30 protein-coding genes are annotated in these 25,306 nt (G+C 69.9%); 23 read left to right on the top strand and 7 right to left on the bottom strand.

From position 1 onward, the window contains the following. From prmC to ACZ7D7_RS00370, 15 genes are all read left to right on the top strand, one after another. Positions 1-840, top strand: coding sequence for a peptide chain release factor N(5)-glutamine methyltransferase (prmC, locus tag ACZ7D7_RS00440; RefSeq protein WP_470821170.1), 840 nt, complete (start codon positions 1-3; stop codon positions 838-840). Between the two features lie 52 nt (positions 841-892). Beyond that, the gene (locus ACZ7D7_RS00435; RefSeq protein ID WP_470821168.1) at positions 893-1,540 is read left to right on the top strand and encodes an L-threonylcarbamoyladenylate synthase; all 648 of its coding nucleotides are present in this window, start codon (positions 893-895) and stop codon (positions 1,538-1,540) included. Beyond that, a complete protein-coding gene (locus tag ACZ7D7_RS00430) occupies positions 1,537-2,205 on the top strand; it encodes an arsenate reductase/protein-tyrosine-phosphatase family protein (RefSeq protein ID WP_470821166.1) in 669 nt (222 codons plus the stop codon). The genes ACZ7D7_RS00435 and ACZ7D7_RS00430 overlap by 4 nt, the downstream gene beginning before the upstream one ends. A 69-nt stretch (positions 2,206-2,274) precedes the next feature. Then, positions 2,275-3,513, top strand: a complete 1,239-nt coding sequence (locus ACZ7D7_RS00425; protein ID WP_470821165.1) for a serine hydroxymethyltransferase — start codon at positions 2,275-2,277, stop codon at positions 3,511-3,513. A 129-nt stretch (positions 3,514-3,642) separates the two neighbouring features. Further along, the gene (locus ACZ7D7_RS00420) at positions 3,643-4,965 is read left to right on the top strand and encodes an MraY family glycosyltransferase (RefSeq protein ID WP_470821163.1); all 1,323 of its coding nucleotides are present in this window, start codon (positions 3,643-3,645) and stop codon (positions 4,963-4,965) included. Positions 4,966-5,264: 299 nt separating this feature from the next. Beyond that, positions 5,265-5,702, top strand: a complete 438-nt coding sequence (locus ACZ7D7_RS00415) for a hypothetical protein (protein ID WP_470821161.1) — start codon at positions 5,265-5,267, stop codon at positions 5,700-5,702. 273 nt (positions 5,703-5,975) lie between these two features. Beyond that, complete coding sequence (atpB, locus tag ACZ7D7_RS00410) at positions 5,976-6,746, top strand: F0F1 ATP synthase subunit A (protein WP_470821159.1); 771 nt, start codon at positions 5,976-5,978, stop codon at positions 6,744-6,746. A 74-nt stretch (positions 6,747-6,820) separates the two neighbouring features. Beyond that, a complete protein-coding gene (atpE, locus tag ACZ7D7_RS00405; RefSeq protein ID WP_031485821.1) occupies positions 6,821-7,054 on the top strand; it encodes an ATP synthase F0 subunit C in 234 nt (77 codons plus the stop codon). A gap of 40 nt (positions 7,055-7,094) precedes the next feature. Beyond that, entirely contained in the window at positions 7,095-7,643 is a 549-nt protein-coding gene (locus ACZ7D7_RS00400; protein ID WP_470821157.1) for a F0F1 ATP synthase subunit B, read from the top strand. Next, on the top strand, positions 7,640-8,461 hold the full coding sequence (locus ACZ7D7_RS00395) for a F0F1 ATP synthase subunit delta (protein ID WP_470821156.1): 822 nt from the start codon (positions 7,640-7,642) through the stop codon (positions 8,459-8,461). Before ACZ7D7_RS00400 ends, ACZ7D7_RS00395 begins: the two co-directional genes overlap by 4 nt. Before the next feature lie 134 nt (positions 8,462-8,595). Continuing rightward, the gene (gene atpA / locus ACZ7D7_RS00390; protein WP_470821154.1) at positions 8,596-10,185 is read left to right on the top strand and encodes a F0F1 ATP synthase subunit alpha; all 1,590 of its coding nucleotides are present in this window, start codon (positions 8,596-8,598) and stop codon (positions 10,183-10,185) included. A 21-nt stretch (positions 10,186-10,206) separates the two neighbouring features. After that, positions 10,207-11,124, top strand: coding sequence for a F0F1 ATP synthase subunit gamma (locus ACZ7D7_RS00385; protein ID WP_470821153.1), 918 nt, complete (start codon positions 10,207-10,209; stop codon positions 11,122-11,124). Then, positions 11,125-12,561 carry a F0F1 ATP synthase subunit beta gene (gene atpD, locus ACZ7D7_RS00380; RefSeq protein WP_470821151.1) on the top strand — a complete coding sequence of 479 codons (1,437 nt, stop codon included), beginning with the start codon at positions 11,125-11,127 and terminating at the stop codon, positions 12,559-12,561. Positions 12,562-12,672: 111 nt separating this feature from the next. Next, positions 12,673-13,047 carry a F0F1 ATP synthase subunit epsilon gene (locus ACZ7D7_RS00375; RefSeq protein WP_470821149.1) on the top strand — a complete coding sequence of 125 codons (375 nt, stop codon included), beginning with the start codon at positions 12,673-12,675 and terminating at the stop codon, positions 13,045-13,047. 129 nt (positions 13,048-13,176) lie between these two features. After that, a complete protein-coding gene (locus ACZ7D7_RS00370) occupies positions 13,177-13,620 on the top strand; it encodes a DUF2550 domain-containing protein (RefSeq protein ID WP_470821148.1) in 444 nt (147 codons plus the stop codon). 105 nt (positions 13,621-13,725) lie between these two features. Here ACZ7D7_RS00370 and ACZ7D7_RS00365 read toward each other — a convergent pair whose 3' ends face one another. The 3 genes from ACZ7D7_RS00365 to ACZ7D7_RS00355 form a co-directional block, all read right to left on the bottom strand. After that, positions 13,726-15,552: a glycosyl hydrolase family 18 protein gene (locus ACZ7D7_RS00365; RefSeq protein ID WP_470821146.1), complete on the bottom strand. Its 1,827-nt coding sequence runs from the start codon at positions 15,550-15,552 to the stop codon at positions 13,726-13,728. 142 nt (positions 15,553-15,694) lie between these two features. Next, the gene (locus ACZ7D7_RS00360; RefSeq protein WP_470821144.1) at positions 15,695-16,336 is read right to left on the bottom strand and encodes a response regulator; all 642 of its coding nucleotides are present in this window, start codon (positions 16,334-16,336) and stop codon (positions 15,695-15,697) included. Next, positions 16,333-17,505 (bottom strand): sensor histidine kinase, encoded by a 1,173-nt coding sequence (locus ACZ7D7_RS00355; RefSeq protein WP_470821142.1) that lies wholly within the window; start codon positions 17,503-17,505, stop codon positions 16,333-16,335. Before ACZ7D7_RS00355 ends, ACZ7D7_RS00360 begins: the two co-directional genes overlap by 4 nt. A 152-nt stretch (positions 17,506-17,657) precedes the next feature. Between ACZ7D7_RS00355 and ACZ7D7_RS00350 the strand changes: the two genes are divergently transcribed. Beyond that, the gene (locus ACZ7D7_RS00350; RefSeq protein ID WP_470821140.1) at positions 17,658-18,203 is read left to right on the top strand and encodes a hypothetical protein; all 546 of its coding nucleotides are present in this window, start codon (positions 17,658-17,660) and stop codon (positions 18,201-18,203) included. Positions 18,204-18,213: 10 nt separating this feature from the next. Here ACZ7D7_RS00350 and ACZ7D7_RS00345 read toward each other — a convergent pair whose 3' ends face one another. Both ACZ7D7_RS00345 and ACZ7D7_RS00340 read right to left on the bottom strand, forming a co-directional pair. After that, positions 18,214-18,786, bottom strand: a complete 573-nt coding sequence (locus tag ACZ7D7_RS00345; protein ID WP_470821139.1) for a cob(I)yrinic acid a,c-diamide adenosyltransferase — start codon at positions 18,784-18,786, stop codon at positions 18,214-18,216. A gap of 30 nt (positions 18,787-18,816) precedes the next feature. Then, positions 18,817-19,167 carry a DoxX family protein gene (locus tag ACZ7D7_RS00340; protein WP_470821137.1) on the bottom strand — a complete coding sequence of 117 codons (351 nt, stop codon included), beginning with the start codon at positions 19,165-19,167 and terminating at the stop codon, positions 18,817-18,819. A 62-nt stretch (positions 19,168-19,229) separates the two neighbouring features. On the opposite strand from ACZ7D7_RS00340, the gene ACZ7D7_RS00335 reads away from it, so the two are divergent. After that, the gene (locus tag ACZ7D7_RS00335) at positions 19,230-20,171 is read left to right on the top strand and encodes a LysR family transcriptional regulator (RefSeq protein WP_470821135.1); all 942 of its coding nucleotides are present in this window, start codon (positions 19,230-19,232) and stop codon (positions 20,169-20,171) included. 11 nt (positions 20,172-20,182) lie between these two features. Here ACZ7D7_RS00335 and ACZ7D7_RS00330 read toward each other — a convergent pair whose 3' ends face one another. Further along, on the bottom strand, positions 20,183-20,932 hold the full coding sequence (locus ACZ7D7_RS00330) for an ABC transporter permease (protein WP_470821133.1): 750 nt from the start codon (positions 20,930-20,932) through the stop codon (positions 20,183-20,185). 23 nt (positions 20,933-20,955) lie between these two features. After that, the gene (locus ACZ7D7_RS00325; protein WP_470821132.1) at positions 20,956-21,738 is read right to left on the bottom strand and encodes an ABC transporter ATP-binding protein; all 783 of its coding nucleotides are present in this window, start codon (positions 21,736-21,738) and stop codon (positions 20,956-20,958) included. A gap of 90 nt (positions 21,739-21,828) precedes the next feature. Here ACZ7D7_RS00325 and ACZ7D7_RS00320 point away from each other — a divergent pair, with 90 nt between their 5' ends. The 6 genes from ACZ7D7_RS00320 to ACZ7D7_RS00295 all read left to right on the top strand — a co-directional run bounded on the left by ACZ7D7_RS00320 (position 21,829) and on the right by ACZ7D7_RS00295 (position 25,275). Further along, positions 21,829-22,464 (top strand): TetR/AcrR family transcriptional regulator, encoded by a 636-nt coding sequence (locus tag ACZ7D7_RS00320; protein WP_470821130.1) that lies wholly within the window; start codon positions 21,829-21,831, stop codon positions 22,462-22,464. Between the two features lie 70 nt (positions 22,465-22,534). Continuing rightward, a complete protein-coding gene (locus ACZ7D7_RS00315; RefSeq protein WP_470821128.1) occupies positions 22,535-22,816 on the top strand; it encodes an Arc family DNA-binding protein in 282 nt (93 codons plus the stop codon). Between the two features lie 5 nt (positions 22,817-22,821). Then, a complete protein-coding gene (locus tag ACZ7D7_RS00310) occupies positions 22,822-23,205 on the top strand; it encodes a PIN domain-containing protein (RefSeq protein WP_470822397.1) in 384 nt (127 codons plus the stop codon). 107 nt (positions 23,206-23,312) lie between these two features. Further along, on the top strand, positions 23,313-24,146 hold the full coding sequence (locus tag ACZ7D7_RS00305) for a helix-turn-helix domain-containing protein (protein ID WP_470821126.1): 834 nt from the start codon (positions 23,313-23,315) through the stop codon (positions 24,144-24,146). Next, on the top strand, positions 24,143-24,331 hold the full coding sequence (locus ACZ7D7_RS00300; protein ID WP_470821125.1) for a DUF397 domain-containing protein: 189 nt from the start codon (positions 24,143-24,145) through the stop codon (positions 24,329-24,331). The genes ACZ7D7_RS00305 and ACZ7D7_RS00300 overlap by 4 nt, the downstream gene beginning before the upstream one ends. 95 nt (positions 24,332-24,426) lie before the next feature. Continuing rightward, the gene (locus tag ACZ7D7_RS00295) at positions 24,427-25,275 is read left to right on the top strand and encodes a 3-hydroxyacyl-CoA dehydrogenase family protein (RefSeq protein ID WP_470821123.1); all 849 of its coding nucleotides are present in this window, start codon (positions 24,427-24,429) and stop codon (positions 25,273-25,275) included. Positions 25,276-25,306 lie beyond the last annotated feature (31 nt).

Below are 25,306 nucleotides of genomic sequence, written 5' to 3'. Positions count from 1 at the left end.
GTGCTGCTCGCGGAGGTGGCCCAGGCCACCCAGCGGCTCGCCGACGCCGGCGTGCCCTCGCCGCGCACCGACGCGGAGGAGCTCGCCGCGTTCGTGCACGGCGTCAAGCGCGGCGCCCTGCACACCGTCAAGGACTCCGACTTCGACGCCCGCTACTGGGAGGTCGTCGCACGCCGCGAGGCCCGCGAACCCCTCCAGCACATCACCGGCCGCGCCTACTTCCGCTACCTGGAACTCCAGGTCGGGCCGGGGGTGTTCGTGCCGCGCCCGGAGACCGAGTCGGTGGCCGGCTGGGCGATAGACGCGGTCCGCGCCATGGACGTCGTCGAGCCGTGCATCGTCGACCTGTGCACCGGCTCCGGCGCCATCGCGCTCGCCCTCGCCCAGGAGGTGCCGCGCTCGCGGGTGTACGCCGTGGAGCTCTCCGAGGACGCCCTGCGCTGGACCCGGAAGAACGTCGAGGGCTCCCGCGTCGAACTGCGCCAGGGCGACGCCCTGACCGCCTTCCCCGACCTCGACGGCCAGGTCGACCTGGTCGTCTCCAACCCGCCGTACATCCCGCTCACCGAGTGGGAGTACGTGCAGCCCGAGGCCCGCGACCACGACCCGGAGATGGCCCTGTTCTCCGGCGAGGACGGCCTCGACCTGATCCGCGGCATCGAGCGCACCGCGCACCGGCTGCTGCGTCCCGGCGGTGTCGTCGTCGTCGAGCACGCCGACACCCAGGGCGGCCAGGTGCCGTGGATCTTCGCCGAGGACCGCGGCTGGACCGACGCCGCGGACCACCCCGATCTCAACAACCGCCCGCGGTTCGCGACCGCCCGCAAGGCGCTGCCGTGAGCACGCACCGGACTTCACCCCCGCAGCACGTGTACGAGGAGGCCAGCTAGACATGGCACGGCGATACGACACCAATGACGTGACCGACCGCGTGACCGGTCTGCGTGAGGCAGCGTCCGCCGTCCGCCGTGGCGAGCTCGTGGTGCTGCCGACCGACACGGTGTACGGCATCGGCGCCGACGCGTTCTCCTCGGAGGCCGTCGCCGACCTGCTCGACGCCAAGGGCCGCGGGCGGAACATGCCCACGCCCGTTCTCATCGGCTCCCCGAACACGCTGCACGGCCTCGTGACGGACTTCTCCGAGCTGGCCTGGGAACTCGTCGACGCCTTCTGGCCGGGCGCGCTCACGATCGTCGCCCGGCACCAGCCGTCCCTCCAGTGGGACCTCGGCGACACCCGCGGCACGGTCGCCGTGCGCATGCCGCTGCACCCGGTCGCCATCGAACTGCTCACCGAGGTCGGCCCGATGGCCGTCTCCTCGGCGAACCTCACGGGCCACCCGGCGCCGGAGAACTGCGACGCCGCGCAGGAGATGCTGGGCGACTCCGTCTCCGTGTACCTGGACGGCGGCCCCACCCCCGGCAACGTCCCGTCCTCGATCGTGGACGTCACCCGCGAGGTGCCGCTGCTGCTGCGCGAGGGCGCGATCCCGGCCGACGAGCTGCGCAAGGTGGTACCCGACCTCGAGGTGGCGAATTGACAGCCCCTGAGGCGGGGCGTGGCATAGGCAACGGGGACCGGGCGGGGGACTTCGACCACCCCCGCGACACTTTCCGCATCCTCCACGTCAGCACCGGAAACGTGTGCCGCTCACCGATCACCGAGCGGCTGACCCGGCATTTCCTGGCGGACCGGCTCGGCGACCCGATGGGCGGCGGGCTGATCGTGGAGAGCGCGGGCACCTGGGGCCACGAGGGCGCGCCCATGGAGGCCAACGCGGAGGCCGTGCTCGCCGACTTCGGCGCGGACGCCTCCGGCTTCGTCGGCCGTGAGCTCCTCGACGACCACGTGATCCGCGCCGACCTGGTGCTGACCGCGACCCGTGACCACCGCGCCCAGGTCATCTCCATGGGCCACTCGGCGGGCCTGCGGACCTTCACGCTGAAGGAGTTCACGCGGCTGGTGAAGGCGATCGACCCGGCGACGCTGCCCCCGATCGAGGACGGCGTCGTCGAGCGCGCCCGCGCCCTGGTGCGCGCGTCGGCCGCGCTGCGCGGCTGGCTGCTGGCCCCGACCGCGGAGGCGGACGAGGTCTACGACCCGTACGGGGCGCCCCTGACGTTCTTCCGCTCCATCGGCGACGAGATACACCAGGCCCTGGACCCCGTCGTGACGGCCCTGACGGGCGTGACGGCCAAGGCGTAGCACCTCGGGCGCGAGTGACGGCCCGGGCCTACATTGGACGTACGTCACCGCCGACGCCCGGAGCCCGCCATGACGCTCACTCCTGCCATCGAGGCCGACGTCCTGCGCCGTCAGGACCCCGAACTCGCCGACGTGCTGCTGGGGGAGCGCGAGCGGCAGTCGACCACGCTCCAGCTGAACGCCGCCGAGAACTTCACCTCGCCGGCGGTGCTGGCCGCGCTCGGCTCGCCGCTGGCCAACAAGTACGCGGAGGGCTATCCGGGCGCCCGGCACCACGGCGGCTGCGAGATCGTCGACGTGGCCGAGCGGCTCGCCGTGGAGCGGGCCAAGGCCCTGTTCGGCGCCGAGCACGCCAACGTCCAGTCCCACTCGGGGTCTTCGGCGGTGCTCGCGGCGTACGCGGCGCTGCTGCGGCCCGGCGACACCGTGCTCGCGCTCGGCCTGCCGCACGGCGGGCACCTCACGCACGGCTCGCCGGCGAACTTCTCCGGCCGCTGGTTCGACTTCGTCGGCTACGGCGTGGACGCGGAGACCGGCCTGCTGGACCACGACCAGGTGCGCGCCCTGGCCCGCGCGCACCGCCCGAAGGCGATCGTGTGCGGCTCGATCGCCTACCCGCGCCACATCGACTACGCGTTCTTCCGGGACGTCGCCGACGAGGTCGGCGCGTATCTCGTCGCGGACGCCGCGCACCCCATGGGGCTGGTGGCGGGGAAGGCGGCGCCCAACCCGGTGCCGTACGCCGACGTCGTCTGCGCGACCACGCACAAGGTGCTGCGCGGGCCGCGCGGCGGGATGCTGCTGTGCGGGAGCGAACTGGCCGAGCGGGTCGACCGGGCGGTGTTCCCCTTCACGCAGGGCGGGGCGCAGATGCACACCATCGCCGCGAAGGCGGTCGCGTTCGGGGAGGCGGCGACGGAGGACTTCTCGCGGTACGCGCACCAGGTCGTCGCCAACGCCCGGACGCTGGCGGCCGCGCTGACCGCGGAGGGCCTCGCCGTGACCACCGGCGGCACGGACACCCACCTGCTGACCGCCGACCCGGGTCCGCTCGGCGTCGACGGGCGGACCGCGCGGGGCAGGCTGGCGGCGGCCGGGATCGTGCTGGACTGCGTCGTGCTGCCGCACGGCGACACCCGTGGCCTGCGGCTCGGTACGGCGGCGGTGACGACGCAGGGCATGCGCGAGCCGGAGATGGGACGGATCGCGGTGCTGCTGGCGGGGGTGCTGCGGGGCGACCTGGAGCCCGCGGGGGCGCGTGCGGAGGTGCGCGAGCTCACGGCCGGTTTCCCGCCGTATCCGGGCTGAACCCGGGTAGGCGAACGGGCATGCACAGCCACACGTGCAACCATCGTCGCTACCCGGAAGTCCTTACCCGTATGCGTCGCTCGCTAGGGTGTGGGGCTGGAATGGCCAGCGAGACCTGTGGGGAAGCCCGTGCGTGAATACCTGCTGACGCTCTGCATCACGGCCGCGGTGACGTATCTGCTGACAGGGCCGGTACGGAAGTTCGCGATCGTGGCGGGGGCGATGCCGGAGATCCGGGCACGGGATGTGCACCGGGAACCGACTCCGCGGCTCGGCGGTATCGCCATGTTCTTCGGACTGTGCGCGGGCCTGCTCGTCGCCGACCATCTCACCAACCTGAGCGAGGTCTTCGAGAACTCGAACGAGCCGCGCGCGCTGCTGTCCGGCGCCGCCCTGATCTGGCTGATCGGCGTCCTGGACGACAAGTTCGAGATCGACGCCCTGATCAAGCTGGGCGCGCAGATGATCGCGGCGGGCGTGATGGTCGTGCAGGGCCTGACGATCCTGTGGCTGCCGGTGCCGGGCGTCGGCACGGTCGCGCTGACGCAGGGGCAGGGCACGCTGCTGACGGTGGCGCTGGTCGTCATCACGATCAACGCGGTCAACTTCGTGGACGGCCTCGACGGGCTCGCGGCGGGCATGGTGTGCATCGCGGCGGCGGCGTTCTTCATGTACGCGTACCGCATCTGGTACTCGTACGGCATCGAGGCGGCGGCCCCGGCCACGCTCTTCGCGGCGATCCTCATGGGCATGTGCCTGGGCTTCCTGCCGCACAACATGCACCCGGCGCGGATCTTCATGGGCGACTCGGGGTCGATGCTGATCGGTCTCGTGCTGGCGGCGGGCGCGATCTCGGTGACGGGGCAGGTCGACCCGGACCTGATGAACCTCTTCACCGGCTCGGAGCGGAACTCGGTGCACCAGATGGTGCCGGTCTACATCCCGCTGCTGATGCCGCTGACGATCATCGCGATCCCGGCTGCGGACCTGATCCTGGCGATCGTGCGCCGCACCTGGCAGGGCAAGTCGCCGTTCGCGGCGGACCGCGGTCACCTGCACCACCGTCTGCTGGAGATCGGCCACTCCCACAGCCGCGCGGTGCTGATCATGTACTTCTGGTCGGCGCTGATCGCGTGCGGGGCGCTGGCCTACTCCGTCAACTCGGCGTCCATGTGGATCGTCCTCGGCATCGTGTTCCTCAGCACGATCGGCCTGGTGCTGCTGCTCCTGCCGCGCTTCACGCCGCGGGCGCCGCGCTGGGCGTACCGCTTCGTGCCGCCGCGCTACCGGCGTCACGGGGTCGGCGAGGGAGCGGAGACCGCCCCCGCGCCCGAGGCCGCGCGGCCGGCGGTCGCGGAGGCCGCGGAGACCGACGAGGAGCGTCCGAAGGTCGGCGCCGGCCTCACCGCGCACGGGGCCACGGCCATCGGGGCCCGGTCGCACTCAAGGTAAGAATCTGACTAGAGCATTGCCAAGTCGTGAGACAGTGATGGGGGTGCAAAACCCCCATTACCAGACAAGGTCCCCGGGATTTTGCACACACGCGCGCGTTCACTCTCATGTGTGACAGCTGGCACACCCGGTAGGTAAAGACCTCATCAAATAGTTTGTGATACCGTTCACGAGAACCCCGGACAGAGCCGAAGGACCGCAGTGCGACGGTCCATTGGCGGGAGGTCTTCCCACTCAGCCCCGGGGACTACGCTCGTCCATGACGACACCCTGCCCCCTGTGAAAGCGGAGTTGCCGCCATGCCGTCCAATGACGTCCGGACTCTGGCCCAGGCCGCCGTACCCACGGCCGCCGTCGGCGTTGTCGCCGCCGTGGTCAGCGGGATCGTCGTCGGTGGCAAGGGGGCCGTCGGGGCGGTCGTCGCGACCGTGGTGGTGATCCTCTTCATGGGGATCGGCCTCTACGTCCTGCAGCGCACTGCCAAATCGCTTCCGCACCTCTTCCAGGCCATGGGTCTGATGCTGTACGCGGCGCAGATCCTGCTGCTGTTCGTCTTCCTCACAGCGTTCAAGAACACGACGCTGTTCCACCCCAGGGCCTTCGCGTTCACGCTGGTCGCCGGCACCCTCGTGTGGATCGCCGCGCAGACGCGTGCTCACATGAAGGCCAAAATCCTTTACGTCGAGCCCGAGTCGACGACGGGCGGGAAGCCCGACAAGTCGGGGCACTCGTCGTGAGGGGTAGGGCCGGGATAAAGGCGCATGAGAGATCCTGCTATCGTCCGGTGCCAACTGCGGCATCGCGGGCGCGGGCATCCGAGCTGACGCCTGCTCCAACGCGAGGCTCGAAGCCCCTCAGCCGCCCCCACATCCGTAACACCTGTCCGGTGCCGACCCGCGGCTGCGTGCCGCGCCGACACAACGAGGTTGCCGTACCTATGCGTCACGCCGAAGGAGCCCGCGGTGAGTGCTGACCAGACCCAGCTCGCCTTTGACTGGAGCTGTCGGATCATGTCCGACAACGGGTGTGGCTTTCCGGCTCCGGGCCTGCACTCGTTCCTCTTCAAGCCGATCGCCACTGTTGGTGGGTTCGAGTTCAACAAGGTGATGCTGCTCGCGCTCATCACCACCGTCCTCGTCATCGGCTTCTTCTGGGCGGCCTTCGGCAAGGCCAAGGTGGTGCCGGGCAAGCTGCAGATGGTCGGAGAGGCCGGTTACGACTTCGTCCGCCGCGGCATCGTCTACGAGACCCTCGGAAAGAAGGAGGGCGAGAAGTACGTCCCCTTCATGGTCTCGCTGTTCTTCTTCATCTGGATCATGAACATCTGGTCCGTGATCCCGCTGGCCCAGTTCCCGGTCTCGTCGATCATCGCGTACCCGATGGTGCTCGCGGTGCTCGTCTACGTGACCTGGGTGTCGGTGACCTTCAAGCGTCACGGCTTCGTGGGCGCGTTCAAGAACTTCACCGGCTACGACAAGTCGCTCGGCCCGGTCCTGCCGCTCGTCGTGGTCATCGAGTTCTTCTCGAACCTCCTCGTCCGCCCGTTCACGCACGCGGTCCGGCTCTTCGCCAACATGTTCGCCGGTCACCTGATGCTGGTGATGTTCACCGTCGCCTCCTGGTACCTCCTGAACAGCTGGATGATTCCGGCAGCCGGCGTCTCCTTCATCATGACCATGGTCATGATCCTCTTCGAGCTTTTCGTGCAGGCTGTCCAGGCGTACGTGTTCGTGCTCCTCGCCTGCTCGTACATCCAGGGCGCTCTCGCCGAGCACCACTGAGCGGCCCCGCCCCAGACCCATGAACGTCCGGTGGTCAACCCCCACCGGTCCATGAAAGAGAAGGAAGAATCAGCATGGCTGCCCTTGAGACCCTCGCCGCTGTCGAAGGCAACATCGGTTCCATCGGCTACGGCCTCGCCGCCATCGGCCCCGGCGTCGGCGTCGGCATCATCTTCGGTAACGGCACCCAGGCGCTCGCCCGCCAGCCCGAGGCGGCCGGCCTGATCCGTGCCAACCAGATCCTCGGCTTCGCCTTCTGTGAGGCGCTCGCCCTCATCGGCATCGTCATGCCGTTCGTCTACGGATGACGGACCCTGACGAGCCAACCTTTCAACGAAAGGCACTGATGTGATCGCCAACCTGGTACAGCTGGCGGCCGAGGAAGAGCAGAACCCGCTCATCCCGCCGGGCCCCGAGCTGCTCGTCGGCACCATTGCCTTCGCCATCGTCTTCTTCGTCTTCTACAAGAAGCTGCTCCCGAACATCAACAAGGTTCTGGAGGAGCGCCGCGCTTCCATCGAGGGCGGCATCGAAGAGGCCGAGGCCATGAAGACCGAGGCCCAGAGCGTGCTCGAGCAGTACAAGGCTCAGCTCGCCGAGGCCCGGCACGAGGCCGCGCGTCTGCGCCAGGAGGCGCAGGAGCAGGGCGCCGCGCTCATCGCGGAGATGCGTGCGGAAGGCCAGCGGCAGCGCGAGGAGATCGTCGCCGCCGGTCACGCCCAGATCGCGGCCGACCGCAAGGCAGCGGCGTCCTCGCTGCGCCAGGACGTCGGCCAGCTCGCCACCACGCTGGCGGGCAAGCTGGTCGGCGAGTCCCTCGAGGACCACGCCCGGCAGAGCCGTGTCATCGACCGCTTCCTCGACGAGCTCGAGGAGAAGGCCGAGGCCACGCGATGACAGCTCACGGAGCGAGCCGCGAGGCCCTGGCAGCCGCACGGGAGCGTCTCGACGCGCTGACGGACTCCACGTCCGTGGATGCGGCGCAGCTCGCCGACGAGCTGGCCGCCGTCACCGCGCTGCTCGACCGCGAGGTGTCGCTGCGTCGGGTCCTGACCGACCCGGCGCAGGCCGGTGAGGCCAAGGCCGAGCTGGCGCAGCGCCTGATCGGCGGCCAGGTCAGCGGCGCGACCGCCGACCTGGTGTCCGGCACGGTGCGCTCCCGCTGGTCGCGGTCCCGCGACCTGGTGGACGCGCTGGAGGAGCTGGCCGACGTCGCCGACCTCACCGCCGCGCAGAAGACCGGCGCGCTGGACGACGTCGAGGACGAGCTGTTCCGGTTCGGCCGGATCGTCTCCTCCAGCACCGAGCTGCGTGCCGCGCTGACCGACCGCAAGGCCACCACCTCGGCCAAGGGCGAGCTGCTGCGCAGCCTGCTCGGCGGCCGGGCGAAGCCGACCACCGAGCGTCTGGTGACCCGTCTCGTGACCGCGCCGCGGGGACGTAGCCTGGAAGCGGGACTCGAGTCCCTGTCCAAGCTCGCCGCCGACCGCCGGAACCGCATGGTGGCCATCGTCACCTCGGCCGTTCCGCTGAGCGACGCGCAGAAGCAGCGCCTGGGCGGTGTCCTGGCGAAGCTCTACGGCCGCCAGATGCACCTCAACCTCGACGTGGACCCCGCGGTCCTCGGCGGGATCCGGGTGCAGGTCGGTGACGAGGTGATCAACGGCTCCCTCGCGGACCGCATCGAGGACGCCGGCCGCCGCATGGCGGGCTAGGCACACCGCGACACCGCGGCAACTGAACACGCAAGTCTTACGGCCCTGGTTGGGCCGTGCAGAGGATTCCTGGGGGTCGCCCCCAGACCCCCCAAGTGAAACTTCGGGCCCAACAAGGAGAGCAGGGAACCCAGATGGCGGAGCTCACGATCCGGCCGGAGGAGATCCGGGACGCGCTGGAGAACTTCGTCCAGGCGTACAAGCCGGACGCGGCCTCGCGCGAGGAGGTCGGTACGGTCACCCTTGCCGGCGACGGCATCGCGAAGGTCGAGGGTCTCCCCTCGGCCATGGCCAACGAACTGCTGAAGTTCGAGGACGGCACCCTCGGCCTCGCCCTCAACCTCGAGGAGCGTGAGATCGGTGCCATCGTCCTCGGTGAGTTCAACGGCATCGAGGAGGGCCAGCCGGTCACCCGTACCGGCGAGGTGCTCTCCGTGGCCGTCGGCGAGGGCTACCTCGGCCGCGTTGTCGACCCGCTCGGCAACCCGATCGACGGCCTCGGCGAGATCGAGACGTCCGGCCGCCGCGCCCTCGAGCTGCAGGCCCCCACGGTCATGCAGCGCAAGTCGGTGCACGAGCCGATGGAGACCGGCTACAAGGCCGTCGACGCCATGACCCCGATCGGCCGCGGTCAGCGTCAGCTGATCATCGGCGACCGCCAGACCGGCAAGACCGCCCTGGCCGTCGACACGATCATCAACCAGCGCGACAACTGGCGCACCGGCGACCCGAACAAGCAGGTCCGCTGCATCTACGTCGCCATCGGCCAGAAGGGCTCGACCATCGCCTCCGTGCGTGGCGCCCTCGAAGAGGCCGGCGCGCTGGAGTACACGACCATCGTCGCCGCCCCGGCGTCCGACCCGGCCGGCTTCAAGTACCTGGCGCCGTACACCGGTTCGGCCATCGGTCAGCAGTGGATGTACGAGGGCAAGCACGTCCTCATCATCTTCGACGACCTGTCGAAGCAGGCCGACGCCTACCGCGCCGTGTCGCTGCTGCTGCGCCGCCCGCCGGGCCGCGAGGCCTACCCCGGTGACGTCTTCTACCTGCACTCCCGCCTGCTGGAGCGCTGCGCCAAGCTCTCCGACGAGATGGGCGCCGGTTCGATGACCGGTCTGCCGATCGTCGAGACCAAGGCCAACGACGTCTCGGCGTTCATCCCGACCAACGTCATCTCCATCACCGACGGCCAGTGCTTCCTGGAGTCCGACCTGTTCAACGCCGGTCAGCGTCCGGCCCTGAACGTCGGTATCTCGGTCTCCCGCGTCGGTGGCTCCGCCCAGCACAAGGCCATGCGCCAGGTGTCGGGTCGCCTCCGTGTCGACCTCGCCCAGTTCCGTGAGCTGGAGGCGTTCGCCGCCTTCGGTTCCGACCTGGACGCCGCGTCGAAGGCGCAGCTGGAGCGCGGTCAGCGCATGGTCGAGCTGCTGAAGCAGGCGCAGTACCAGCCGATGGCCACCGAGGACCAGGTCGTCTCCATCTGGGCCGGCACCAACGGCAAGATGGACGAGGTTCCGGTCAACGACATCCGTCGCTTCGAGAAGGAGCTGCTGGAGTACCTGCACCGCAAGGAGCAGGGCCTCATGACCTCCATCAAGGAGGGCGGCAAGATGTCGGACGACACCATCCAGGCGATCGACACCGCCGTCGCCGAGTTCAAGAAGCAGTTCGAGACCTCGGACGGCAAGCTGCTCGGCGAGGACGCTCCGTCCGCCGCCAAGTGACGTAAGGAAGGGACCTGACTCATGGGAGCTCAGCTCCGGGTCTACAAGCGTCGCATCCGATCCGTCACCGCGACCAAGAAGATCACCAAGGCGATGGAGATGATCGCCGCCTCGCGCGTCGTCAAGGCGCAGCGCAAGGTGGCGGCCTCCACGCCGTACGCGACCGAGCTCACTCGGGCGGTCACGGCGGTCGGTACGGGTTCGAACACGAAGCACCCGCTGACCACGCAGGCCGAGACGGTCACGCGGTCCGCGGTGCTGCTCATGACGAGCGACCGCGGTCTCGCCGGTGCCTTCAACTCCAACGCCATCAAGGCCGCGGAGCAGCTGACCGAGCGGCTGGAGCGCGAGGGCAAGCAGGTCGACACGTACATCGTCGGCCGGCGCGGTGTCAGCCACTACAACTTCCGTGAGCGCAAGATCGCGGAGTCGTGGACGGGCTTCACGGACGAGCCGACGTACGCGGACGCCAAGAAGGTCGCGGCGCCGCTGATCGAGGCCATCCAGAAGGACACGGCGGACGGCGGTGTGGACGAACTGCACGTCGTCTACACCGAGTTCGTGTCGATGATGACGCAGACGGCACTGGGCGACCAGCTGCTGCCGCTCAGCCTCGACGAGGTGGCGAAGGAGGCGGCGCCGAAGGGCGAGATCCTTCCGCTGTACGACTTCGAGCCGTCGGCGGAGGACGTCCTCGACGCCCTGCTGCCGCGCTACGTGGAGAGCCGGGTCTACAACGCCCTTCTCCAGTCGGCCGCTTCGAAGCACGCCGCCACGCGGCGCGCGATGAAGTCGGCCACCGACAACGCCGGCGACCTCATCGAGAACCTCACCCGGCTTGCCAACCAGGCCCGCCAGGCCGAAATCACCCAGGAAATCAGCGAGATCGTCGGTGGCGCCAGCGCCCTGGCCGACGCGACCGCGGGGAGTGACTACTAAATGACCACCACTGTTGAGACCGCGACGGCTACGGGCCGCGTCGCCCGGGTCATCGGCCCGGTCGTCGACGTGGAGTTCCCCGTCGACGCGATGCCGGAGATCTACAACGCCCTTCACGTCGAGGTCGCCGACCCGGCGAAGGCCGGCGAGAAGAAGACGCTGACCCTCGAGGTCGCCCAGCACCTGGGCGACGGCCTGGTCCGCGCCATCTCCATGCAGCCCACCGACGGCCTGGTCCGTCAGGCCCCGGTGACGGACACGGGCTCGGGCATCAGCGTCCCGGTCGGCGACTTCACCAAGGGCAAGGTGTTCAACACCCTCGGTGAGGTGCTGAACGTCGACGAGACCTACGACGGCGAGCGCTGGTCGATCCACCGCAAGGCCCCCGCCTTCGACCAGCTCGAGTCCAAGACCGAGATGTTCGAGACCGGCCTGAAGGTCGTCGACCTGCTGACCCCGTACGTCAAGGGCGGCAAGATCGGTCTGTTCGGTGGCGCCGGTGTCGGCAAGACCGTGCTGATCCAGGAAATGATCATGCGTGTCGCCAACCTCCACGAGGGCGTCTCCGTCTTCGCGGGCGTCGGCGAGCGCACCCGTGAGGGCAACGACCTCATCGCGGAGATGGAGGAGTCCGGCGTTCTGGACAAGACCGCGCTGGTCTTCGGTCAGATGGACGAGCCCCCGGGCACCCGTCTGCGCGTCGCCCTGGCCGGTCTGACCATGGCGGAGTACTTCCGCGATGTGCAGAAGCAGGACGTGCTGTTCTTCATCGACAACATCTTCCGCTTCACCCAGGCCGGTTCCGAGGTGTCCACCCTGCTCGGCCGCATGCCGTCCGCGGTGGGTTACCAGCCGAACCTGGCGGACGAGATGGGTCAGCTCCAGGAGCGCATCACCTCGACCCGCGGTCACTCGATCACCTCGATGCAGGCGATCTACGTCCCCGCGGACGACCTGACCGACCCGGCCCCGGCCACCACCTTCGCCCACCTCGACGCGACGACGGTTCTGTCCCGTCCGATCTCCGAGAAGGGCATCTACCCGGCCGTGGACCCGCTGGACTCCACGTCCCGCATCCTGGACCCGCGCTACATCGCGCAGGACCACTACGACTGCGCCATGCGCGTCAAGGGGATTCTGCAGAAGTACAAGGACCTCCAGGACATCATCGCGATCCTCGGTATCGACGAGCTCAGCGAGGAGGACAAGCTGGTCGTCCAGCGTGCCCGCCGCGTCGAGCGCTTCCTGTCCCAGAACACCCACGCCGCCAAGCAGTTCACCGGCGTGGACGGCTCGGACGTGCCGCTGGACGAGTCGATCGCCGCGTTCAACGCGATCTGCGACGGTGAGTACGACCACTTCCCCGAGCAGGCGTTCTTCATGTGCGGCGGTCTCGAGGACCTGAAGAAGAACGCGAAGGAGCTGGGCGTCTCCTGAGCCTCGCGCTCTTGGTGAGGGGGCGGGCGCGTCCCGCCCCCTCACTCACGCCCACTAGACTTGTAACCAACACCCGGCAGTCCCGCCGGGTGGTGACCCGAGGAGCCACCCTTGGCTGCTGAGCTGCACGTCGAGCTGGTCGCCGCAGACCGCCAGGTCTGGTCCGGCGAGGCCACCCTGGTCGTCGCGCGCACCACGTCCGGCGACATCGGCGTCATGCCCGGTCACCAGCCGCTGCTCGGTGTGCTGGAGTCGGGCCCGGTGACCATCCGTACGAGTGATGGTGGAACGGTCGTTGCCGCGGTGCACGGCGGTTTCATCTCGTTCGCCGACGACAAGCTGTCGCTGCTGGCCGAGATCGCCGAGCTGTCGGACGAGATCGATGTCCAGCGTGCGGAGCGGGCGCTCGAGCGCGCCAAGTCGGAGGCGGACGCCTCCGCGGTGCGTCGCGCGGACGTCCGACTGCGGGCGGCGGCGGCGCGCTGAGACCCAGCGCGGTGTGATGACGTCACTCAGCCGCGGTCGGCACCGGAGGGATCCGGAGCCGGCCGCGGCTGAGGCAGATCTGGGTGCTTTTAACGTTCCGTTATCTAGGAGACGAGGAGGTCGGTGCCGATGGTCCTCGCTCTGACTGCGTTCGGAATCATCGTCGTCCTTGTGCTGCCGCTCTTCCTCCTCGGCGTGCGCCGCAGGCTCATCCAGCGGTCCGGGGGCACCTTCGACTGCAGCCTGCGCTGGGGCGCGCCCGAGGAGGGCGACACCAGCAGCAAGGGCTGGGCGTACGGGGTGGCGCGGTACAACGGGGACCGCGTGGAGTGGTTCCGCGTGTTCTCGTACGCGCCGCGTCCGCGCCGCATCCTGGAGCGTTCCGCGATCGAGGTGGCCGGCCGCCGCATCCCGGAGAGCGAGGAGGAGCTGGCCCTGCTGGCCGACCACGTGGTGCTGGCCTGTCTGCACCGGGGCACGCGTCTTGAGCTGGCGATGAGCGAAGACGCGCTGACCGGTTTCCTCGCGTGGCTTGAGGCAGCCCCGCCCGGACAGCGGGTGAACGTGGCGTAGCCACGTTCACCCGCTGGGTGGGGGTCCCCCCGGACGAAGTCTGGGGGAGCGTCAATGTCGCTTAGAAGCTGGTCTCGCTGGTCTTGCTGGTCTTGCTCTTCTTGATTACTTGAGGCCGCCGTCGATGGCGGTCACGAGTTCACCGTTGCTGGTGTCGCCGCTGAACTCCCAGAAGAAGGCGCCGCCGAGACCCTGGGTCTTGGCCCACGCCATCTTGCTGTTGATGGTGGCCGGGGTGTCGTAGGACCACCAGTTGGTGCCGCAGTGGGCGTACGCGGTGCCGGCGACGGTGCCGGTGGCGGGGCAGGAGTTCTTGAGGACCTTGTAGTCCTCGATGCCCGCCTCGTAGGTGCCGGTGGCCGCTCCGGTGGCGGTGCCGCCGGGCGCGGACTGGGTCACGCCGGTCCAGCCGCGGCCGTAGAAGCCGATGCCGAGCAGCAGCTTGCTCGCCGGGACGCCCTTGGCCTTGAGCTTGGAGATGGCGGCGGCGGAGGTGAAGCCCTCCTTCGGGATGCCGCTGTACGAGGTGAGCGGCGAGTGCGGGGCGGTGGGGCCGGTCTTGTCCCAGGCGCCGAAGTAGTCGTACGTCATCACGTTGTACCAGTCGAGGTACTGGGCGGCGCCGCCGTAGTCGGCCGCGTCGATCTTGCCGCCGTTGGTGCCGTCCGCGGTGATGGCGGCGGTGACCAGGTAGCTCGGGCCGAACTCGGCGCGCAGGGCCTGGGAGAGGGTCTTGAAGGCGGCGAAGCCGGAGGTGTCACAGGTGAGACCGCAGGCGTTCGGGTACTCCCAGTCGATGTCGATGCCGTCGAAGACGTCGGCCCAGCGCGGGTCCTCCACGACGGCCTTACAGGACTTGGCGAAGGCGGCGGCGTTCTGCGCGGCCTGGCCGAAGCCGCCGGAGTAGGTCCAGCCGCCGAAGGAGTACAGCACCTTGATGTGCGGGTACTTGGCCTTGAGCTGGCGGAGCTGGTTGAAGTTGCCGCGCAGCGGCTGGTCCCAGGTGTCGGCGGTGCCGCTGACGGACTGGTCGGCGGTGTAGGCCTTGTCGTAGGCGGCGTAGGTGTCGTCGACGGTGCACTGACCGTTCTTGACGTTGCCGAACGCGTAGTTGATGTGCGTGATCTTGGCGGCCGAGCCGGACGTCACGAGGTTCTTGACGTGGTAGTTGCGGCCGTAGACGCCCCACTCGGTGAAGTAGCCGAGCTTGACCTTGTCACCGGTGGGGGGCTGCTCGCCGCCTCCGCCGGTGGTGCGGACCTTGACCGAGCCGCTGACGGGGCCGGTCTGGTCGGCGGTGTCGCGGGCCTGGACCGTGTACGAGTAGTCCGTGCCGGCGGTCAGGCCGGTGTCCGTGTACGAGGTCGACGTGACGGTGGCGACCTTCGCGCCGTCGCGCAGCACGTCGTAGTTCTTGATGCCCTTGTCGTCGGTGGCCGCGGACCAGGCGAGCTTCACCGAGGTGTCGGTGACGCCGGACGCGGTGGGGGTGCCGGGGGCGGAGGGCGCCGCGTCGCCGGGGACGGTGCCGCCGCCGTCACAACTGCCGCCGTTGAGCTTGCAGTTGCTGGGGGAGCCGGAGCCGGAGCCGTTGAAGCCGAAGGAGATCGACGCGCCGGGGGCGAGCGTGCCGTTCCAGGCGTTGTTCTTGGCGGTCCAGTGGTCACCGGAGTTGGTGACGGTGGCGTCCCAGGCCGAGGTGACCTTGGTGCCGCTGGGGAAGTCCCACTCGACGGTCCAGGAGCTGAGGCTCGTGGTGCCGGTGTTCTTGATCGTCCACTTGCCCTCGAAGCCGGAGCCCCAGTCCTGGGTCTTGGCGTAGGTGGCGGTGGCGGAGGTGGCCGCTTGGGCGGGGCTGGCGAGACCGACCAGTCCGGCGAGGGGGAGGGCCAGGGACGCGAGTCCCGCGGCGACTCTGTGTCTGAAGCGCACGATGCGCCTCCTTATGGGGTTGTCGGGGGCATGACTGAGCCATCAGGCCCGCAGTGCCGCGAGAATAGAAAGGTCTGGACCAGAGGTCAATAGGTCTGGACCAGTGTCCTTGTTGCCCCGCTAGCTCCCCGGCGGGCCTTTTCTAGATCCCCAACTCCTGCGCGAGCACCGCCGCTTGGACGCGGCTGCGCAGGCCGAGCTTGCCCAGCAGGCGGCTGACGTGCGTCTTCACCGTCGCCTCAGCCATGTCGAGGCGGGCCGCGATGTCCGCGTTGGACAGTCCCTCACCGAGGCAGGACAGCACCTCGCGTTCGCGCCGGGTGAGCTCGTCCAGCACGGCCGGGTCGGTCCGGCTCTCCCGGACGGGCTTGGCGGCGAACTCGGCGATCAGGCGCCGGGTCACGGCCGGGGCGACGATGCCCTCGCCGCGGGCGACCGTGCGCACCGCGTCGATGAGGTCGCGCGCCTCGGTGTTCTTCAGCAGGAATCCGGCCGCGCCCGCGCGCAGCGCCCCGAAGACGTACTCGTCGAGGTCGAACGTGGTCAGCACCAGCACGTCGGCGAGCGACTCCGCGACGACCTGCCGCGTCGCCGCCACCCCGTCCAGACGCGGCATCTGGACGTCCATCAGCACCACGTCCGGGCGCAGTTCGCGGGCCAGTGCCACCGCCTGCTCGCCGTCCGCCGCCTCGCCGGCCACCTCGATGTCGGGGGCGCTGCGCAGGATGAGGACGAGCCCGGCGCGTACGGCCGACTGGTCCTCGGCGACGAGGACGCGGATCATGCGGGGTCTCCTTCGGTGAGGGGGAGGGTGGCGGACACGGTCCACCGGCCGCCGTCGGGCCCGGCGTCGAACGTGCCGCCGAGCAGCGCCGCCCGCTCCCGCATGCCGACGAGCCCGGCGCCGGAGCCGGGGGCGCGCGGGCCGTCGCGGTCGCCGTAAGGGCTCGTGACCCGGACGTCGAGGGTGCCGTCGGCCTGCCGCAGCAGGACGTGCACGGGGCCGGGCGCGGCGTGTTTGAGGGCGTTGGTCAGCGACTCCTGCACGATCCGGTACGCGGCCAGTTCGACCGGCGCGGGGACCGTCCCGTGCTCGGCGCTGAGCGTGACTTCCAGGCCGTTGGCACGGGCACCCTCGACCAGGGTGCCGAGCCCGTCCAGGGTGGGCGTGGCCGCCGGTTCACGGTCGGCGGCGCCGTCGCGCAGGATGCCGATGAGGCGGCGCATCTCGTCGAGGCCCGCCACGCTGTTCTCGCGGATCACGCCGAGCGCCTCCCGCGAGGTGCCGGGGTCGTCCAGGGACAGCGCGGCCGTGGAGTGGATGGCGATGGCGGACAGGTGGTTGGCGACCATGTCGTGCAACTCGCGCGCCATGCGGGCGCGTTCGGCGGTCACCGCCTGGACGCGGTCCATCTCGGCCAGCAGCGCGGTCTGTTCGGCGCGCAGGCGGGCCGACTCGGCGGCGTCGCGGTGGTTGCGCACGATGAGGCCGGTCGTCGCGGGCCCGAACGCGACGACGCCGACGGCCACACCGATCAGCAGTGCCTCGGGCACCCGCCACACCGCGTACGGCACCAGCGTCCCGGCGACCGTCAGCAGCCCGGTGACGCGCGGGATGCGGCGGGCGGCGGAGGGCGGGCCGTAGAGGACCGCGGCGTACATCAGGTCGGTGTACATCGCGTACGTCGCGAGGCTGCCCTGAGTGAAGAGGTCGGCGGCCAGGGCCAGGGTGCCCAGCAGCAGGGCGGTGCGCGGGGCGGTGCGGCGCAGCAGCTCGCAGCCGGCGATCACGGCGAGCGGGACGAGCAGCGGCCAGCGGCCCTCGAACAGCACGATCGGGTCGTCGGCCTGCCGGGTACCCAGCCCGAAACCCCACAGCAGCAGACCGCCGAGCAGGCCGCCCAGCGCGGCCCACACGTCGAAGCGGTGCGGGCGGGGGAGTCGTACGGCCATGGCACCATCCAACACGTCCGCGGCGGGGTGCGCCTGATGCCCCGGGACGGTCCCGTACTGCATCTTTCGATGTAGCCCGAGTTCGTCGGCGGCGACGACGCGTCCGGCCGGTCCGCACGGGAGCCTGGCAGGGTGACCGAAGGGAGCGAGTCGTGATCGTCGCGTTGATCATCGCCTGCGAGGTGGCCTTCTGGGTGCTGCTGGCGGCCGGGCTGGCGTTCCGGTACGGGCTGCGGATGCCGCGCGTGGGGCTGGCGCTGCTGCTGTGCGAGCCGCTGCTGGAGGTCGTGCTGTTCACGGTGACGGCGATCGACCTCAAGAACGGCGCGGAGCCCGACTGGAAGCACGGGCTGGCCGCCGTCTACATCGGCTTCACGGTCGGGCTCGGGCACGCCACGATCAAGTGGGCGGACGCCAGGGTGGCGCACCGCTTCGCGGGCGGCCCGCCGCCGGTGAGGCCGCCGAAGTACGGCATGGCCCGCGCCGCCCACGAGTGGCGGACGGCGGGCCGCTGGATCCTGGCGGCGGTCGTCGCGGCGGCGCTGCTCCAGGCGGCGATCTGGTACGTGGGCGACGACGGGGACACCGGCTCGCTGCGGGCGTGGCAGAGCAAGATGCTGGTGCTGATCGGCATCAACCTGCTCATCGCCGGGAGCTACACGCTGTTCCCGAAGCGCGAGCCGGCGAAGCAGCACTGACCACCGGGGCTCAGCGTTCGCCGCCGGGCACCCACAGCACGTCCCCGACCTCCTTGTTGGCCGTCCTGGCCAGGATGAACAGCAGGTCGGACAGGCGGTTGAGGTAGGTCGCGGTCACCGGATTCATGGTCTCGCCGTGCGCCTCCAGGGCGGCCCACGTGGAGCGCTCGGCGCGGCGGACGACCGTGCAGGCCTGGTGCAGCAGGGCAGCGCCGGGGGTGCCGCCGGGCAGGATGAACGACCGCAGCTTCTCCAGCCGCTCGTTGAAGTGGTCGCAGTCCGCCTCCAGCCGGTCGACGTAGAACTGCTCGACCCGCAGCGGCGGGTACTCCGGATTCTCGACCACCGGTGTCGACAGGTCGGCCCCCACGTCGAACAGGTCGTTCTGCACCCGGACGAGGACCTTGACGACCTCCTCCTCCAGGCCGCCCAGCGCGATGGCCGTGCCGATCACGGCGTTCGCCTCGTTGGCGTCGGCGTACGCGGAGATCCGCAGATCGGTCTTGGCGACCCGGCTCATGTCCCCGAGGGCGGTGGTGCCCTGGTCGCCGGTCCTGGTGTAGATGCGCGTCAGATTGACCATGCGGCCAGGGTAGAGCGTCGGGGTCTGCCTCTAGCGGGCGAGGCCCAGGGCCAGGGACGCGACGGCCAGCGCCAGGTAGCCGCCGGGGAACGCGATGTTGTAGTACACGCCGGACCGGACGTGCGCGGCGACGGCGCCGACGTAGAACAGGACCAGTCCCGTCGCGGCGGCGGTCCCGAGGAGCGGGACGCCCAGGAGCCCGAGGAACAGACCGGCGGCCCCGGCGGCCTTGAGCGCGGCGAGCCACGGGAGCCAGCTCCGCGGGACGCTCACCTCGGCCGAGTTGGCGAGCACGAAATCGGCGCGGGCGAAGTCCGCGGCGGCGATCCCCGCGTTGGCGAGAATGGTGAGGACGGCGATGACGACGTAGGCGGTGAACATGCCACCAAGCCTCCCCGCGCCTCTCGTGTGCCGTCCAATACCTGCGTCTATAACCTGACGGCATGGATGTGGACACCAGGCTGCTGCGCTACTTCGCCGCCGTCGCCGAGGAGGGCACCCTCACGCGCGCCGCGGAGCGCCTGTACGTGTCCCAGCCGGCGCTCACCAAGCAGATCAAGCAACTCGAGACCCAGCTCGGGGTGCGGCTGTTCACGCGGTCCCGCACCGGCATGACCCTCACCGAGCCGGGCCGGACGCTGGCGGCCCGGGTCCCCGCCCTGCTGGCCGGCTGGGACGCGGTGCTGCGCGAGACCAGGAGTGCCGCGAGCCGGGCGGACCGCGTGCTGCGCGTCGGCTTCATGGCCAGCGCCGCCAACGAGGCGACGCCGCGGATCATCGCCGAGTTCACCCGGCGCCGGCCCGGCTGGCGGGTCGACATGCGGCAGGCGACGTGGTCCGACCCGAGCGCCGGGCTCGCGGCCGGGGACGTGGACGTCGCCCTGCTGCGGCTGCCGTTCCCGGGGGAGGACGCGGTGCGGACGGCGGTGCTGTTCACCGAACCCCGCTGGGTCCTCCTCCCCGAGGGACACCCGCTCGCCGCGCGCGACGTGATCCCCTTCCGGGAGCTGTGGGACGAGCCCTTCGTGGCCGCGCCGCCGGAGACGGGGGAGTGGCGGGACCACTGGCTCGCCGCCGACGAACGCGACGGCCGGCCGGTGCGCGTCGGCGCCGTCACCGACCAGCCCGACGAGTGGCTCAGCGCCGTCGCCAACGGCTACGGCATCGCCCTCGCCCCCGCCTCCGCCGCCCGCTTCTACGCCCGCCCCGGCGTCACCTACCGCCCCGTCACCGGCGTCAGCCCCACCCGCGCCGGCGTCGCCTGGTCCCCGGCGGACGACGCCAGCCCGGTCGTCCAGGACTTCGTGCGGTGCTGTGTGGAGGCGGCGGGGGAGTCGGCGGAGCAGGGGGAGGCGAGGGGGCCGGGGGAGCCCGGGAAGACCTGACGGGGCCGGGCCTACGCCCCGGACGTCCGGAAGACGCGGGTTCCGGCCATGACGGCCAGGGCGGTGACGACTGCCGTCACCAGGACGCCGTACAGCATGTGCGGCGTCGCGTAGTCGCCCACGTACGCGTCCCGCATCGCGTCCACCAGGTAGCGGAACGGCATCAGGTGGGACAGCACGTCCAGCCAGGCGGGGCCCAGAGTCATCGGGAGCATCAGGCCCGACAGGAGCATGGACGGCATGGTCAGCGCGTTGACCGTCGGACCGAACTGCTGCGGGGTGCTGACCTTCATGGCCAGGGCGTACGACAGCGAGGCGAGCGCGATGCTGAGCAGGGCGACGAAGCCGAAGCCGATGAGGATGCCGGGCAGCGGGGCCCGCAGGCCCATCGCCACGGCCGCCAGGACCAGCAGCACGGCCTGGAAGACGAAGACCGTCGCCTCGCGCAGTACGCGGCCCAGCAGCAGGGCGAGGCGGCTGACGGGCGTGACCCGCATCCGCTCGACGACTCCCTGATTCTTCTCCAGGATGACCATGAACCCGGCGAACGAGGCGCCGAACAGCGCGAGTTGGAGCAGCAGGCCCGGCACCAGCACCTGCCAGGAGTCGCCCTCGCCGCCCAGCGGCAGGCCGGTCAGCAGGGGGCCGAAGAACAGCAGGTACAGCAGGGGCATCAGCACGCCGAACAGCAGCGCGAAGCGGGATCTGAGGGACTGGCGCAGATAGCGGCCGTAGATGAGTGCGGTGTCGTGAAGCAGCATGGGATGTCGGTGTCCTGGGCGTCCTAGACGGCTACGGGGGTGGTGTCGGCCGGGGCCGCGCTGCGGCCGGTGACGGCGAGGAAGGTGTCCTGGAGCGAGGCGTCGAGGGACCCGCCGTACTCCAGCTTCAGGGCGCTCGGTGTGCCCTCGGCCACGACCACGCCCCGGTCCACGATCACCAGGCGGTCGGACAGGGCGTCGGCCTCGTCCAGGTAATGGGTGGTCAGGAAGACCGTCGTGCCGTACTCGTCGCGCAACCGCCGGACCAGGTCCCACAGGTCGGCCCGGCCGGCGGGGTCGAGGCCCGTCGTCGGCTCGTCCAGGAACAGCACCTCGGGGCGGTGCGTCAGCGCCATGGCGATGTCGAGCCGCCGTCGCTGTCCGCCCGACAGCGCGCCGCACTTGCGGTCCAGGAGGTCCGTGAGGTTCAGGTCCCGGGCCAGTTCCTCGGCCCGCTCGACCGCCCGTGCCTTCGGCAGGCGGTACAGCCGGCCCTGCGTGACCAGTTCCTCCCGCACCGAGACCTGCGGGTCCACGCCGCCCGACTGCGCGACGTAACCGCAGGCCCGCCGCACCCCGGCCGGGTCGGCGGCCAGATCGTGGCCGGCGACGGTCGCCGCGCCCCCGGTCGGCGGCAGCAGCGTCGTCAGCATGCGCAGGGTGGTGGTCTTGCCGGCGCCGTTGGGGCCGAGGAAGCCGAGGATCTCGCCCTTGCGGACGGTCAGGTCGATGCCCCGGACGGCCTCCACGGGGCCGTGTTTCGTCTGGAAGGTACGGGCCAGACCGGCCGTACTGATGATGGTCATGCCCCCAGAAAAACAGAGCCACTGAAATTTTGCAACGCCCCCAAGTTTTCATCGACCCCAGTGATCTCCGCACGTGCCTACGATTGGGGCATGGCAGAAGGGCTCAGGGAGCGGAAGAAGCGCGAGACCAGGCAGCGGATCTCGGACATCGCCACCGGACTGTTCCTGGAGCACGGCTTCGTGACCGTGACGATGGCGGAGGTGGCGGAGGCCGCCGACGTGTCCGTGAACACGGTCTACAACTACTTCCCGGCCAAGGAGGACCTCTTCTTCGACCGCTCCCAAGGCGTCGTCGACCAGCTCTCCCGTTGGGTGCGCGGCCGGGACACGGGCGAGTCGGCGGCCCGCGCCGTGCTGCGCGAACTGCGCGCCGAGATCGAGGCGGTGTCGCCGCGCGTCGGCCTGATGGAGGGCTACGACCGCTTCATGCGCGTCATCCACGAGTCGCCGCAACTGCGCTCCCGGCTGTGGAGCCTCCAGCAGGAGGTCCAGGACAACCTGGAGGCGACGCTCCGCGAGGAGACCGGCGCCGCCCCCGACGACCCGCTGCCGGGCCTCGTGGCCGGCCAGATCTGCTGGATCCACAGCACGGTGTTCGTCACCATCGGCCGGGAAATGATGAAGGGCCGCGCACCGGCCGAGGTCTCCCGCGAGGTGCTCGGACTCGTGGACGACATCGAGGAGTTGCTGAGCGACAGGGTGCTGGGTTACGCGGTGCGCGGCTGAGGAGGAGGCCGAGTCGGCGCCTCCCGGCCGTCACCGGACACCGCGCGTATACGTTGCGTATACTCGGCTCATGAGCGACGTCATGATCCGTGTCCCCGCCGAAGTCCGTGATCAGCTCGCGGCCGTCGCCGAGTCGCGCGGCACCAGCCTTCGCGCCCTGATGCAGGAGATAGCGGCTCAGACACTGACGCCCGAACAGATCGAGGCCCGCGCCGAGCGGACCCGTGCGCTGCTCGCCGAGCGTTTCGGGCACTTCGTGAACGACGAGGAGTCGGCCGAGATGCGGCGCAGGATGCGCGCGGCCACGGCCGCCCACCGGGCCGCGCTCGCGGACGGCGAGGCACCCGCGTGATCCCGATGGAGCACTACGTCCTGGATGCCCCGACCCTCCTTGCCCTGGGCGGCAACAAGCAGGTGTCGGGGCTCATTCACGCGGCGGCGGGCAGTGACGACGTCCGGCTGTGGGCTCCGGTTCTCTGCATGATCGAAGCCGAGCGTGAACGTGCCGGACTTGTCGAGCACATCGGTGTTCTCGTCGATGTGCTGCGCGTGGTCGACAACGACTACGCCATGGCCGTGACCGTTGCCGAACTGCGGCGCAGGGCCGTCCCCTTCGGGGTCGCGGCGGCCGTGCATGTCGCCCGGCCGAACCTGATGATTCCCGAGGGCGCCCTGGTCGCGACCGTGGAGTGCGACGCGTACGAGGGGCTCGGAGTCGGAGTCCTCGACCTCAACCGCTGACGGGCTGAGCCCTGCGCGCTTCGGCCCGCCCCGATGCGTCCGGTGGATCACCAGCCATTCGGGGGATTCCCCTACGCGAGGTCACTGTCTGTGGTCATCATGGTGCCGTGGGTACGACTACACCGACACGCCGGGGCCGCCGCAACGCGTCGGCGATGAAGATGCTGGGCGCGGTGCTCGCCGTCCACCGGGAGGCGGCGGGGTACACCCAACGCTCGCTGGCGGAGCGGGTGTTCGTCGCGGAGGAGCAGATCGCGTCGATCGAACAGGGCAGACGCCCGCTGAAGTCCGGCCTGGCCGAGCAGCTCGACGAACTCCTGGACACGCGGGGCGCGTTGAGCGAGGCGCTGAAGTACATGCCGGAGGTGGATCTGGTTCCGCGGTGGGCGGAGGAGTTCCTTGAACAGGAGCGGGAGGCCATCGCGATCTCGTCGTACGAGAACCAGGTGGTGCCCGGCTTGTTACAGACGGAGGCGTATGCGCGGGCCGTCTTCCGCAGCAGGGTCCCGGTCTACGACGAGGACGAGATCGAGAGGCTGGTCGCGGCGCGCGTCGAACGCCACGAGATCCTGCGGCGCAAGGAGGCGCCGATCACGTGTTTCGTGGTCTGGGAGCCGGTGTTGCGGGCGCCGCTCGGCGGACGGGACGTGTGGATCGAGCAGTTGGGGTACCTCCGGGAGCGTGCCGAACTGCCCGGCCTCATGCTTCAGGTGCTGCCGTTGGACCGTGCGACTCACGCGGGCCTGAATGGCTCCTTCGTCCTCCTTGAAACTGTCGAACACCAAAGGCTCGCCTACACGGAGAGCCAGCGAGGCAGTCAACTCATCGCGGATCCCCATGAGGTGGCGATCCTTACGCAGAAATGTGCGATGCTGCGGTCACAGGCCCTCACCCCTGAGGACACCACGGACCTGCTGGACCAGCTGCTAGGAGAGCAATGAGCGGCACCGCGCTTCGGTGGTTCAAGTCGAGCTACAGCGGCGACGAAGGCGGCAACTGCCTGGAAGTCGCCGCCGAGCCCTCCGCCATCCACGTCCGTGACTCGAAAACGCCCACCGCCCCGCACCTCACCCTCCGCCGGGAGACCTGGGCCGCGTTCGTGGACAATGTGATGTCCGTCATGTGAGACGTGACGCGCGTTACTAAGCAGTCACACGGAGGCTCACTGGCGCTAATGTCCGGCCGAGAGGCAGTAGGACAGCGCGTATCAGGGGAGTCGCAGTGGCAGGGAAGCTCGCCGTCATCGGGGCCGGACTCATGGGTTCCGGCATCGCCCAGGTCTCCGCACAGGCGGGCTGGGACGTCGTTCTGCGCGACGTCACCGACGAGGCGCTGACGCGCGGTACGGACGGCATCAAGGCGTCGTACGACAAGTTCGTCAGCAAGGGCAGGATGGAGGCGCACGACGCCGACGCCGCCCTCGCGCGCATCACCCCCACCACCGACCTGGACGCCGTCGCCGACGCCGACATCGTCGTCGAGGCCGTCTTCGAGAAGCTCGACGTCAAGCACGAGATCTTCCGGGCGCTCGACAAGATCGCCCGGGAGGACGCCGTGCTCGCCTCCAACACCTCCGCCATCCCGATCACCAAGATCGCGGCGGTCACGGAGCACCCCGAGCGCGTCGTCGGCACGCACTTCTTCTCGCCGGTCCCGATGATGCAGCTCTGCGAGCTGGTCCGCGGGTACAAGACGAGCGACGAAACCCTCGCCACCGCAAGGGAGTTCGCGGAGTCCGTGGGCAAGACCTGCATCGTCGTGAACCGCGACGTCGCCGGTTTCGTCACCACCCGCCTCATCAGCGCCCTCGTCGTCGAGGCCGCGAAGCTGTATGAGTCGGGCGTCGCCAGCGCCGAGGACATCGACATCGCCTGCAAGCTGGGCTTCGGCCACGCCATGGGCCCGCTCGCCACGGCGGACCTGACCGGCGTCGACATCCTGCTGCACGCCACCAGCAACATCTACACGGAGTCCCAGGACGAGAAGTTCGCCCCGCCGGAGCTGATGCGCCGGATGGTTGACGCCGGTGACATCGGCCGCAAGAGCGGGCAGGGCTTCTACAAGCACTGACGTTTCGTCACGCCGACGCCGCTGAAACCCT

This window comes from Streptomyces sp. NPDC037054, from assembly GCF_055606745.1.
The sequence above is the reverse complement of the archived record's forward strand: the minus strand, read 5'-3'. Positions and strand labels throughout refer to the sequence as shown.

Bases quoted from the DNA above. Each gene is read 5' to 3' on its own strand.
- ACZ7D7_RS00435 (WP_470821168.1), top strand. From the start codon at position 893: ATGGCACGGCGATACGACACCAATGACGTGACCGACCGCGTGACCGGT.
- ACZ7D7_RS00425 (WP_470821165.1), top strand. From the start codon at position 2,275: ATGACGCTCACTCCTGCCATCGAGGCCGACGTCCTGCGCCGTCAGGAC.
- ACZ7D7_RS00415 (WP_470821161.1), top strand. From the start codon at position 5,265: ATGCCGTCCAATGACGTCCGGACTCTGGCCCAGGCCGCCGTACCCACG.
- atpB (WP_470821159.1), top strand. From the start codon at position 5,976: ATGTCCGACAACGGGTGTGGCTTTCCGGCTCCGGGCCTGCACTCGTTC.
- atpE (WP_031485821.1), top strand. From the start codon at position 6,821: ATGGCTGCCCTTGAGACCCTCGCCGCTGTCGAAGGCAACATCGGTTCC.
- ACZ7D7_RS00395 (WP_470821156.1), top strand. From the start codon at position 7,640: ATGACAGCTCACGGAGCGAGCCGCGAGGCCCTGGCAGCCGCACGGGAG.
- atpA (WP_470821154.1), top strand. From the start codon at position 8,596: ATGGCGGAGCTCACGATCCGGCCGGAGGAGATCCGGGACGCGCTGGAG.
- ACZ7D7_RS00385 (WP_470821153.1), top strand. From the start codon at position 10,207: ATGGGAGCTCAGCTCCGGGTCTACAAGCGTCGCATCCGATCCGTCACC.
- atpD (WP_470821151.1), top strand. From the start codon at position 11,125: ATGACCACCACTGTTGAGACCGCGACGGCTACGGGCCGCGTCGCCCGG.
- ACZ7D7_RS00370 (WP_470821148.1), top strand. From the start codon at position 13,177: ATGGTCCTCGCTCTGACTGCGTTCGGAATCATCGTCGTCCTTGTGCTG.
- ACZ7D7_RS00360 (WP_470821144.1), bottom strand. From the start codon at position 16,336: ATGATCCGCGTCCTCGTCGCCGAGGACCAGTCGGCCGTACGCGCCGGG.
- ACZ7D7_RS00355 (WP_470821142.1), bottom strand. From the start codon at position 17,505: ATGGCCGTACGACTCCCCCGCCCGCACCGCTTCGACGTGTGGGCCGCG.
- ACZ7D7_RS00345 (WP_470821139.1), bottom strand. From the start codon at position 18,786: ATGGTCAATCTGACGCGCATCTACACCAGGACCGGCGACCAGGGCACC.
- ACZ7D7_RS00340 (WP_470821137.1), bottom strand. From the start codon at position 19,167: ATGTTCACCGCCTACGTCGTCATCGCCGTCCTCACCATTCTCGCCAAC.
- ACZ7D7_RS00335 (WP_470821135.1), top strand. From the start codon at position 19,230: ATGGATGTGGACACCAGGCTGCTGCGCTACTTCGCCGCCGTCGCCGAG.
- ACZ7D7_RS00330 (WP_470821133.1), bottom strand. From the start codon at position 20,932: ATGCTGCTTCACGACACCGCACTCATCTACGGCCGCTATCTGCGCCAG.
- ACZ7D7_RS00325 (WP_470821132.1), bottom strand. From the start codon at position 21,738: ATGACCATCATCAGTACGGCCGGTCTGGCCCGTACCTTCCAGACGAAA.
- ACZ7D7_RS00320 (WP_470821130.1), top strand. From the start codon at position 21,829: ATGGCAGAAGGGCTCAGGGAGCGGAAGAAGCGCGAGACCAGGCAGCGG.
- ACZ7D7_RS00315 (WP_470821128.1), top strand. From the start codon at position 22,535: ATGAGCGACGTCATGATCCGTGTCCCCGCCGAAGTCCGTGATCAGCTC.
- ACZ7D7_RS00310 (WP_470822397.1), top strand. From the start codon at position 22,822: ATGGAGCACTACGTCCTGGATGCCCCGACCCTCCTTGCCCTGGGCGGC.
- ACZ7D7_RS00300 (WP_470821125.1), top strand. From the start codon at position 24,143: ATGAGCGGCACCGCGCTTCGGTGGTTCAAGTCGAGCTACAGCGGCGAC.